At 48.3% G+C, this 11,322-nt stretch carries 10 protein-coding genes; 3 read left to right on the top strand and 7 right to left on the bottom strand.

Annotated elements, in window-relative coordinates; all coding sequences use genetic code 11:
- The first annotated feature begins 530 nt into the window (after nt 1-530).
- The 3 genes from ACJ2PR_RS33075 (at nt 531) to moaA (ending at nt 4,296) form a co-directional block, all read left to right on the top strand.
- On the top strand, nt 531-980 hold the full coding sequence (locus tag ACJ2PR_RS33075; RefSeq protein ID WP_446880229.1) for a hypothetical protein: 450 nt from the start codon (nt 531-533) through the stop codon (nt 978-980).
- Between the two features lie 427 nt (nt 981-1,407).
- Entirely contained in the window at nt 1,408-2,988 is a 1,581-nt protein-coding gene (locus ACJ2PR_RS33070; protein WP_446880228.1) for an MFS transporter, read from the top strand.
- Nucleotides 2,989-3,309: 321 nt separating this feature from the next.
- A complete protein-coding gene (gene moaA / locus ACJ2PR_RS33065; protein ID WP_446861379.1) occupies nt 3,310-4,296 on the top strand; it encodes a GTP 3',8-cyclase MoaA in 987 nt (328 codons plus the stop codon).
- Nucleotides 4,297-4,607: 311 nt separating this feature from the next.
- Here the strand turns inward: moaA and ACJ2PR_RS33060 are convergent, their stop codons facing one another.
- From ACJ2PR_RS33060 to ACJ2PR_RS33030, 7 genes are all read right to left on the bottom strand, one after another.
- The gene (locus ACJ2PR_RS33060) at nt 4,608-5,309 is read right to left on the bottom strand and encodes a hypothetical protein (RefSeq protein WP_446880227.1); all 702 of its coding nucleotides are present in this window, start codon (nt 5,307-5,309) and stop codon (nt 4,608-4,610) included.
- Nucleotides 5,310-5,657: 348 nt separating this feature from the next.
- Nucleotides 5,658-6,332: a hypothetical protein gene (locus tag ACJ2PR_RS33055; RefSeq protein ID WP_446880226.1), complete on the bottom strand. Its 675-nt coding sequence runs from the start codon at nt 6,330-6,332 to the stop codon at nt 5,658-5,660.
- Between the two features lie 198 nt (nt 6,333-6,530).
- Nucleotides 6,531-7,094: a fasciclin domain-containing protein gene (locus tag ACJ2PR_RS33050; protein WP_446880225.1), complete on the bottom strand. Its 564-nt coding sequence runs from the start codon at nt 7,092-7,094 to the stop codon at nt 6,531-6,533.
- Between the two features lie 291 nt (nt 7,095-7,385).
- Entirely contained in the window at nt 7,386-8,123 is a 738-nt protein-coding gene (locus tag ACJ2PR_RS33045; RefSeq protein ID WP_446880224.1) for a hypothetical protein, read from the bottom strand.
- A gap of 181 nt (nt 8,124-8,304) precedes the next feature.
- Complete coding sequence (locus tag ACJ2PR_RS33040; RefSeq protein ID WP_446880223.1) at nt 8,305-8,940, bottom strand: hypothetical protein; 636 nt, start codon at nt 8,938-8,940, stop codon at nt 8,305-8,307.
- A 170-nt stretch (nt 8,941-9,110) separates the two neighbouring features.
- Complete coding sequence (locus ACJ2PR_RS33035) at nt 9,111-10,073, bottom strand: fasciclin domain-containing protein (protein WP_446880222.1); 963 nt, start codon at nt 10,071-10,073, stop codon at nt 9,111-9,113.
- Between the two features lie 550 nt (nt 10,074-10,623).
- On the bottom strand, nt 10,624-11,322 hold a 699-nt coding region (locus ACJ2PR_RS33030; protein ID WP_446880221.1), incomplete at its 5' end, for a fasciclin domain-containing protein.

Genomic DNA, 11,322 nt, shown 5'->3' with positions numbered 1-11,322 from the left:
TGCCATTGACCTTGGTGGAGCAACTGTATCAAGCGGCAAGTCGCTGTGACGATGACCTGATTTTGCAACTGCTGTATCAAATTCCCTCTGAGCAAGCGTTTGAGGCAGAAACAATCCGAGAGTTAGCCAGTCAGTATCAGTTTGAAAAAATTTTAGAATTGCTGCAAGAGTACTAGAGATACTTTTGTAGATCGTTCTATTAGTTTTTAGACAATCCAGTAAACATGAGACATCAGAACGTGTAGTCTTTAAACCAGCGCTACTTAATACCCAATCAATTTGTGAATGCTACAGATCCTTCGCCCCCTAAATCCCCCATTCTGGGGGACTTTGAGAATCCGAGACTGCTTTGGCTTGAAGTCTGCCACACGTGGGGGATTTAGGTTGCTCTCTAAGATCTGTAGCACTCAAAGATCAATTTGGCGCAACATTAAACGCTCTACATGTCATCAACCTATTTGAGAAGAATTTTGATAAGAACTTTCAGTATAGAGTAAACTTCTATACAGTCAGCATTCGGTGTCAAACCTATGATTCGATATAGATTTCTCAATCTCTCCCTCAGTGTGCAGGTAGTGCTAGTGGGCTTGGCTTCTCTAATGGGAGCCGCTCCTCTTCAAGCCGCACAGACGATTTCTAACTCACAACCCCAACCTAACGATCGCCTACTCGCTCAAACAACGCAGAACTACTGCAAAAAGGAAGAGAGCCTGTTTATCACGGCGGAAACTAAAAACTTTTGGGTGAGTATTTGTGGCAGTGGTGACACGCCTTATACCTATGTGGGCGTTAGCAAAAAAGACCGCAAGAGCATTCGGCTACCGCTCAAAGATTACGATCGTCGAGGCAATTATTTTCAAGCCGTTAACAAAGAGTTTGTCTACATTCTGGCCAAAACGCCCAAAGGAAACTTTCTCACCGTCACCAACACCAAAACCAAGCGTGAGTTGTTGAGAGAACCTGTATTAAAGGGTTGGTAAGAGAAAATGAGGTGATGGGTTGACTGCGAAAGATGGAAACACTCGTTCAACTGTCACCTCAAAAATAGGGCATTGCTGATTGGAGGGATGAATCTGTGAGAAGCGTCCAGCTTTTCGCCCCCTAAATCCCCCATTCTGGGGGACTTTGAACATTTGGCTCCCCTTCGCATTGGGGCAATTCATCCTCTGATTCAGCAACGCCAAATAGTGTTCTCTAATACCGTCCATTGTTTAAAAGTTGCTGACATCTGGAAAATTTTTGAAGACTTGAGCCTGAAAAGGTTTCTCCCAAAGCGATCAGCAGAAATCGTTCTAAAGGGGAGTCGCTGCATCTTCAGAATTGCTTAACCTTGATCAGACGAGTGCGATAGACTTTTTGAATGTCGCAAGTTGATAAGCCCTTGGTTTCAGAGTGCAGAGGTCAGCAGTGGATTTAGTGAATTCGGGAACGATCGCAACCGTCAATCCTTTTTCAACAGAATCGCCCGAATCGAGCACGGGAACTGAACCCGTCTTTCCGATCGCCGCTGCACCTGAGACTAAGATCCATAAGGACGCAATTCGCAAAAGTTTGAGAGCCTCGACGCTGGATGGGGTGTTTGCGACGGTTTTTTCTAACATTACAGGCGGCGTGTTGTTGAGTAACTTTTTGGTAGAGTTGCACGCGAGTCCCGTAGAAATTGGACTGTCGGCATCGATCCCCATGTTGGCAAATTTGATTCAGCCGTTGGGAGCTTATTTGGGCGATCGCACCACCAGTCGTCACAATTATTGCTTTTGGATCTATGTGCCTGCCCGTCTGATCTGGTTATTGCTGGTCGCGGTGATTGGGATCGCCTCGTGGCAGCAGGTCGCGTCTCATTCGCTGGTGTTGTGGACATTGACGATCGTCTTTTTGACGAATTTTTTGGGCGCTTTGGGGGGTGCCTCGTGGCTGAGTTGGTTGGCGGCGCTGGTGCCAAGAAGACTGCGGGGACGGTATTTTAGCCTTCGGAATAGTGCTGCAAATTTGACTAGTTTGGTCTGCGTCCCGTTGGCGGGTTTGATGGTGTCTCACTATCCGAGAGGAGCGATCGAGGGCTATGGAATCGTGCTCCTTTTGGGCATTATTTTTGGATTGGTTAGTCTTGGCTATCAATGGCTGATGACAGATGTCAACCCACGGGAACAAAGAGGAATTCTAGAAACGCTGGATGAGACACCTGTAGAACAATCTATAGAACAATCTGTAGAACAACCTGTAGAACAGACAGTATCTCCGATACTGGACGATCGTCCCTCTGTAAGCACTTCTGAGTTGGCGCAAGTTGAAGCTTCTCCGGAATCTTCTCAGACTGATCAACCCTTTGGATTAGTTAGTCGCTTGTTGGGCGATCGCAACTTCCTTAAATTTCTGATTTACTTCAGCGTTTGGATGTTTGCCGTTAATTTGAGCGCACCTTTTTTCAACCTTTACATGCTCGATGATTTGGGTCTGGATGTGAGTTGTGTGACAATTTACAACAGCTTAACGGCGGGCGCAAATTTGGTGATGCTGCTGTTTTGGGGCAAGCTGGCCGATCGCTTTGGCAATCGATCGCTGTTGTTATTAGTCGGAATTTTGGTGGCGGTCACTCCTTTGTTGTGGCTGGGCACAGGGACGGATACGCTGTCAGTTTGGCTGTGGTTGCCCTTGCTGCATGTGTTGGCGGGAGGCACCTGGGCGGCGATCGACCTTTGCAACAACAACATTCAATTGGGCATTGCACCTGTCAAAAATCAGTCGGTTTATTTTGCGGTGGCGGCGGCGATCGCGGGGGTGAGTGGGGCACTGGGCACAACGGCGGGTGGCTTTTTGGCAGAGTTGGCAGACTATGGCGGCTTACCCGGATTGTTTGCGCTGTCGAGCGTCGTACGGTTGGTGGCACTATTGCCGCTGGTATTTGTCCAAGAAGATCGTCAGCATTCCATCCGACAAATGTTGAAAATGTGGCTCCCTTTTAATAAGTCACAGGACTTGGTTGCCTGACAAAACTTTTCGCTCGGCGGTTCAAACCGCAGCTATGAGAACAAAATCTGCGCGGATTCACAAACCTCTGGATAACATCAGTTCAACGAAGGCTTTGCTTCCTACCCTTCGAGATACCCGCAAGGGGTTGCAGATCCGGGAACATCCCCTAAATTCCCCACAACTAGAGAACTTTGAACCAGAATTCTTCTCTTAAAGTCCCCCAATATTGAGGGGTTGGGAGGCAGAAGCCGTGAACAACGAAGCAAAAAACTCGATCGAACCAGGTCAAATCAAAGCCTCTTAATTGAAGCATTGGCTCAGATCATACACAATGGAGGCATGAACCAAGTAGATTATCTTCGCATCAGTTTGGTCGATCGCTGCAATTTTCGGTGTCAGTACTGTATGCCGGAAGGAGAAGAGATCGCCTATGTTTTGCAGCAAAATTTACTGACTCAAGCAGAGTTGATGACGCTGTTACAAGAGGTCTTTATTCCCGTTGGCTTTACTCGATTTCGGCTGACAGGTGGAGAGCCGCTGATCCGGCCGGGGGTGGTCGAGATTGTTAGAGCGATCGCTCACTTTCCTCAGACGCAAGATTTATCGATGACGACGAATGCGTTTTTGTTGGCGGATCTGGCTCAGGATTTGTATGATGCAGGCTTGCGGCGAATCAACATTAGTCTCGACTCGTTGGAGCCTGAAACCTTTGACAAAATTGTAGGAAATCGAGGTCGATCGCGCTGGCAACAAGTCTGGAATGGGATTCAAAAAGCGCATCAGGTGGGGTTCAGTCCCCTTAAGTTAAACGTGGTTGTGATTCCTGGCGTGAATGACCATGAGATTCTAGAACTTGCTGCCTTGAGTCTCGATCGCGAATGGCACGTCCGATTTATTGAATTCATGCCGATCGGCAACGATGCACTGTTTAACAATAGTGGCTGGATTAGCTCAGAAACACTCCGACAACAGATCCGCGAACGCTGGGGACTCACCGAAGGACAGGTGAAAGGAAATGGCCCCGCAGATGTGTTTCAGATTCCTGGCGCAAAAGGAACGTTGGGATTCATTAGTCAAATGTCAGAATGCTTTTGCGATCGCTGCAATCGAATGCGGCTCTCGGCGGATGGCTGGCTGCGTCCCTGTTTGCTCAATGAGACAGGACAAATTGACTTGAGAACGGCACTGCGATCGGGTGTTCCGACCTCGACGCTACGAGAGCAAGTCAGCGAATTGTTAATGCTCAAACCAGAGATCAATTACAAACAGCGAGAATCGGGATCATCAGGAACTTACAGCCGCACCATGTCACAGATTGGTGGCTAGGTTTCTATGCTGAAAGCGACTGGTTGGAACATGTAAAAATCTCTCTGCTTCGATGTCGTCCCACCCTGCGGCGCTATTTGAGGAAGGTCTACTTGGAAGGTCTGGAACCAATTCAGCTTTTCTAGTCCAGTTCGTACGGTTAGACCCATACTTCAGTACAGGGGCGAATGCGATGAACGGCTAGGTTGAGCGGCAGCTAGTACTTGAGCACCCTCACCCAGATCTCTCGTCCGTCCGCTCCGGTCTGTTGTTAGGTCGTGCTTTCGCAACAAGATCAATATTATTGATGCTCGACACCGAGTCGGTGACCACTACCACACTTTCCGTTTCAACCCTAAACATTCATCAGATGAAGACGCAGAGCAGTCTAACCATCTGACTTGTCTAGTGTCACAAGCTTCAATCTGACGCTTGATCACTAAGTTTGCTCGATAGACCTTCTGCTGCTGAGGCGTGAAGATGGACATCATTTGAGCTTCAAAGTCACGCTGCCTCTTCTCTCTGTCCGCGATTTGTTCTGGAGTAAATCTTAGTCTTGATGCCTGGAAAAATGTTGCGTACTGACCATACTTCTCGGTTAGCACTCTCAGTTGCTCTTTGGGCGGTAAGTTCCTGCGGCGCAGGGCAGTCTGGGCATTGATGATTTCTCGTCCGATCTTATCGCGGGCAGCGGTGATTTCTGGTTCGTCCTTATCGCTGACTCCCTTCATCGCAAAATCAACAGGTGAATCAGGCATAGGTTCTGTTTGCACATTTTTCATGAACTCCATAGCCTCTTTTTTCCCTTTGGCTTGAATTTTGCGATAGGTTGCCTCTTGCTTGGGAGTGAACTTGATGTCTTGGAAGTCATAGAAGAAGCCATTTCTAAACTGAGGATTGCAATCTACAGAAGCTTTGGGTTGAGTTCGGTTTTGAGCTTGAGCAGACTGTTGCACTATTGAGCCAACGACAACTGAGAGCATCGTCATCAAACTGAGGGTGCGAAGCGATTTAGACCAAAGTGCACGTTTCATCGTAGTAGAAATCTCCAAAAGATTGAGTGAGTTGAGAGAGAACATTGCTGGATGCAAACGTCTTGATTTGAACTAGCTCATTGGTGCAAGAACAACGCTGAGGTTGGGTTGTTCGCCTCGCTACCAAGCTGGAATTTGGTAATGCTAATCAGGAAGCTTGTGCTTCCGGTATTCTTTGGGAAACACGAGCTTCCACAAGAAAAGACGGCAGATTTCCGCAACCTTCCTTGCTAGAATTAGCTCTAGGTTGGGCTAGTCTTTCCGCTAGTCAAAGCTCGATTTTTTAGCTTGGGTTAGTTGCTGAGAACTAGAAAAACCAGGGGTTGAATCGCTGTAGGTGCAACGAAATCAGCCTGCCAATTTAGCGACTCGCCGCCGATCGATCTCTGCGTAAACCTTACTCTGAGCCTCATTTACCTTCAAGAGAGTAGGGTCTTGGTCGATCGATTGGCTGATTTCTCGATTTCTAGCAACTAGAAGTTCTACCTCTTGTTGTTCTCTTGCATTTAAGGGGCGATTGTCGTATTTACTAACCTTCTCGTCGATTTGCCGCATCTTGGCGAGAGCCTGCTTTACCTGATCCGAAAAGGGCAGTCGCGCTTCAAGCTGAAGATTGGCGTTTCTCGCGGCCGCACTATAAGCCTCATAGACGATTTGATCGGCCTGCTCATCACTACCCTGATTGGCTTGCAATCGCTGGGTTTCCGCTTCGATAAAATTCTGGGTTTGCAGAGTTGCTTCGAGTAGCTGATCCGATACGCCGTCTCGATCGACATCAATATTGAGATTGATTATGTTGCTCTGATTGGTCGGGTTGCGCTCAAAGCCAAGGCCGCAAAGTTTGTCGAGGGTAGTCGTGGCTTTGCCCGGAAGCTGAATAAAGCAGACTGATTGATCTTGCATTGCCTGAGTTTGCATCGATCGGGGAGCCGCTTGAACAGTGGGAGCGATCGTCAAAGTCAGGGTCAAAATCGATAAAGTATTCAATAACCGAGTCGAACCAGTCAAACATAAATGACGCATAAAAGTGAAAGACGTGAGTTTCATAGCAGCAAAAATTCTGCAAAAGGTTAGTGAGCTGAGGGAGGGCATTGTTTAATAGAAGTGTCTTGGTTTGCACTTACTAGGGGGAGCGATCGAATTGATTTTTTCATACAATCCGATCGACTGAGAAAGCTGTAATGCAACTCAGCCCCGTCATCGGACTCCCCCAAGCAAGAACTATAGACCCGGCGGTAGAAGCACGCGATCGATAACGTGAATCACGCCATTCTTCGCATCAATATCAGCTTTCACAACATTGGCATTGTTGACTCTGACACGCCCATTCTGCACCTGGACTGCAACAGGGCTACCTTCCACCGTTGCCACTCGACCTGAGCGCAAATTCTTGGCCATCAGATCGCCCGAAACGACGTGGTAAGTCAACACCTTACGGAGCAAATCGCGATTTTCTGGCTGAAGTAGCTTCTCCAGGGTGCCTTTTGGCAAAGCGGCAAACGCTTCATTGGTGGGTGCAAAGACGGTGAACGGGCCGTTACCAGAGAGCGTTTCGGCGAGTCCCGCCGCTTGCACTGCCGTCACGAGTGTTGAAAAAGAAGGATTACCCGCTGCAATCTCAACGATCGTCCCCGCTCGATTGGGTTGTGTCGCTACGGGAGTCGTTGCCGTTTTCTTGCCCGCCTTAGAACAAGCATTGGCTTCTGCTGCTGTGCCGACCATAACAGAGAGCAAAACCATCACGCCAAGAGTACGAACGGCTTTGGATAAAGAAGTGAGTTTCATCGCAGTAAAAATCTCCAAAAGGTTAAGTAAGTTGAGAGTAGACATTGTTGAGTGGAAGCGTCTTAATTTGAACTAGCTCGTTGGTGCAAGAACAACGCCGAGGTTTGGTTCTTGATGAGCATACGAAGCGAGATTGCGATCGGATGACTTTTTTTCCGAGCGTGGTCAACCTAGCGGTAGGAATTAGATGTCCTGAAATAACGAAGCCTAAGATTGGCTCTTGATAGGGATACGAAGTGAGATTGCGATCGGATCAATCTTTCTTGAAAGTGGTGAATCTAGATCAAGGCACTACTGAAAGAGAGTTGCGCCAGTCTTGTCTTCACGCAGCCTCTTATCAAGGTCTGGTCGCGTGCCTGTATCGATGCTTCTGGATGCCTGCCCAGGCTTGAAAAGAGCGCCAGGTGAACAATACCCATCTGCGATGGGTGCGGCTGTAGCTATGTCTCGCTGTGCTTGCTGCTCCTGCGGGGTCAGCACAGATTTAATATAATCCAGAAACTCATACGTATCCTTGTCTGCTTCTTTCACTTGTTCTGGTGAAAGGATCAATGTGATGTTCTGGCCAAATGTGGCATATTGACCATATTTTCGATTCAGTTCAGCAACTCGCTTGCGATTGTTCTGAGAAGGAGCAACGTTTACCGCTTGGTCGATCGCCTTTTTGATTTTGAGAGGTATTGCGACTGTTTTACCATTCACTTTGTTGACGACATATCCCATAGGCGAGTCGAGAGGTGCAGAAAAAGTTGTAACTTCTGCCATCATGCGGTTCAGCCTTTTTAGTCGATCGGGTTTTTTCAGGTATTTCTGAACCGCCGCCTCTTGCTCTTCTGTTGCAGTTTGGTACATATAGCCAGGATCGTCAAAATAAGCGGCTGTACAAACTGACCCGGTTGATGGATTCGCTTGAGCCTGGGCTGGTTTCACCAGATTGACACTTGTGATCGCGGAGAGGATGGTGATCAAGCCGATCGTACGAATCGATTTAGACAAAAGCGTGAATTGCATAGCCGTAGAGATTTCCAAAAGGATTATTGGGTGAGGAGCGGACATTAGCTTGACGGCAGATGCAAGAATAAGGCTTAAACTTGGTTCCTGATCAGTCTACGAAGTGAGATTGCGATCGGATGATTCTTTTTAAACGTGGTAGAGCTAGACAGCGATCGCGCTTTCCGTTTCAACCCTAAATCTTTATCAGGCAAAACGTCTAGTACGGGAGAGGGGAGATGATTCGAGCAAAGGGAGAGGGTGCAGTGCAAGCTTGAATCTGACGCTGAATCGCTAAGTTAGCTTGATAGATGGGTCGTTGCTCAGGGGTCAAAATTGCCATCGTTTGAGCTTCAAAATCCAGACCAATTTGTTGACCTTCTGCAATCTGTTCTGGCGTGTCGGCAGCGACTTGTGAAATGCTGGCTTCTACATATTTACCAAATTTTTGATTGATCAATTTCACTTGCTCATCACCAGGGACTTGAGCAGACCCCAGAGCGGTCACCATCGCATCATACTCAGCATATACCTGCTCTCCCATCGGCTTGTTAATCGCGATCGAGACAGACCGATTGGGATCTTCCACCGTTTTAAGTGTGGCGCTCAGAGCAGCAAACCTTTCTTTCATTTTCGCCTCAATTTTCCGATAGGCTGCCTTTTGTGCAGGAGAGAAGGTGATGCCACCGAACTCTTGATAGAACACACCTTCAGGCAAGGGGACGCAAACCGAATTCTCAGTTGATGGAACTTTGCCTTGAGCTTGGACGGGTTGCACCAATGTCCCGACCATGACAGAGAGAACCGCGATCGAGCCAAGGGCACGAACAGCTTTAGACAGAGAAGTGAATTGCATTGCAGGAAGCTCCAAAAAGTTGCTGAGTTAGGACATTGTTGAACAGAAGTATCTTGATTTGAATCAGTGCGAATCAAAGCTCAAGTTCGGGTCTTGATCAGCATACGAAGTGAGACTGCGATCGGACTGAGAGGTTTTTCATGCAATCCGATCAACTGAGCAAGAAACAACTATAGACCGGGTGGTAGAAGTACTTTATCGATGACATGAATCACACCATTCTTCGCATCCACATCAGCTTTGATCACGTTGGAATTGTTGACTCTGACTCTCCCACGCTGCACCTGAACTGCGACGGGGCTATCTTCCACCGTTGCCACTCGACCGGAGCGCAGATCCTTCGCCATCAGATCGCCTGATACAACGTGATAGGTCAACACCTTGCGGAGCACCTCACGGTTTTCCGGCTTCAATAACTTCTCCAATGTTCCCTTTGGCAAGGCGGCAAACGCTTTGTTAGTCGGTGCGAAGACGGTGAATGGGCCCTTCCCGGAGAGCGTTTCGACCAGTCCTGCTGCTTTCAATGCCGTTACTAGCGTGGAAAACTGGGAATTGCTAGATGCAATGTCAACGATTGTTCCTGCTTGAGTGGGGCGAGTTGCGACACAAGCATCATATTGACGGACTCTGATCAAATTTGCTTGAAAGACTTTTTGCTGCTCAGGTCTCAGCATCGCCATGATTTCAGTCTCAGCGTCACGTGTAATCTGAAGCGAGCGTGCCCGCTGTTCCGGCGTGAAGACTGGTACTCGCGGCTTGGAGAACTCTGCATATCGACCATACTTCTGCGTGAGCAATTTCACCATTTCGTCAGGAGAGGCGTTTTTGCGGATCATCTCGGTATGAGCGTCGCCAATTTCTTTCTTGATCGCAGCAGGAGCGCCCTCTTTGAACACAACGTCGGGAGTACCACCAGGAATTTCTTCGGTTCGCACTTCCTTACCTAGCTCGACAGCCCGCGCACTCAGCTTGGCTTCAATTTCATCGTATCTGGCTGCTTGCTCTGGCGTGAATTTAATGTCTTTGAATGCGAAAATGATTTCACCTTTACGCTGGGGGACGCAGGCAAAACCTTCTGAGGGAGGGACTGGGAGTTGAGCTTGAGCACCTTGTTGCACAGTTGTACTGAACATGACCGAGAGTAGAGTGATTGCGCCGATTGTACGAACAGTTTTAGACAAAGAAGTACGCTTCATAGTAGGGAAAAGCTCCAAAAGGGTAAGTGAGTTGAGAGGGAATATTGTTGGACGGAAGCGTTTTGATGTGAACTAGCTGATGGGTGCAAGAACAACGCTGAGGTTTAGTTCTTGATCAGCATACGAAGCGAGATTGAGGTCGGATGAATCTTTTTCCCAGGGTGGTGAGACTAAAAGTCGGAATTGAATGCCCTAGAAGCACGAAGCCTAAGACTGGCGCTTGATGAGCCTACAAAGCGAGAATGCAATTAGGTGACTCTTGTTCCCAGCGTAGTAAAACTGACTGTCGAAACTAGCTGCCCTGGAAAAACAAAGCTCAAGTTCGGTGCTTGATTAGTCTACGAGTTGAGTGTGCGATCGGATGAGTCTTATTTCGAGTCAGACCGAGTTTACTCATCTATCTACTAGGGGGAGTTCTCTTGCCGTCTGATCGACGGAGCAAGCTGTAATGCAACTCGCCCAGTCATCGAACTCCCCGAAGCAAGAACTATAGACCCGGTGGTAGAAGAACTTTATCGATGACATGAATCACGCCATTCTTGGCATCAACATCCGCTTTCACAACATTGGCATTATTGACTCTGACACGTCCATTCTGCACCTGGACTGCAACAGGGCTACCTTGTACCGTTGCCACACGCCCAGAGCGCAAATTCCTCGCCATCAGATCGCCCGAAACGACGTGATAAGTCAACACCTTACGCAGCAAATTGCGATTTTCTGGCTGAAGTAGCTTCTCCAGGGTTCCTTTTGGCAGTGCGGCAAAGGCTTCATTGGTGGGTGCAAAGACGGTGAACGGTTGACTGCCGGAGAGCGTCTCGACAAGTCCTGCTGCTTTGACCGCCGTAACGAGCGTACTGAATTCTGGATTTGCAGCGGCGATATCCACGATCGTTTTAGGTTGAGCGGTGTTTTTGCTGGGTGGCTGGTTAACGATTCTCCCCGCTGCCGGATAACCCATGAGCGGTTGCTTCGCATCACAGGCTGCATTGATCCGGAGTCTGGCTGCCAGATTTTTGCTGTATTGTGGCTGTTGCTCAGGGGTCATGAGGGCTTGAACCTGACGATAAAAATCGCTGCTGATCTGAGCGAGTTGCGTCTGTTGTGCTGGCGTGAGGTAAGTGACGTAGGAACCCTGCTTGACTGACAAAACTAGGAAGCCGGAATGCAAGAGAGGACAGTAAAT

The sequence above is a fragment of the Phormidesmis sp. 146-33 genome (genome assembly GCF_052939515.1).
Note: the sequence above shows the minus strand (reverse complement) of the source record. Positions and strands in the feature narration are given on the sequence as shown.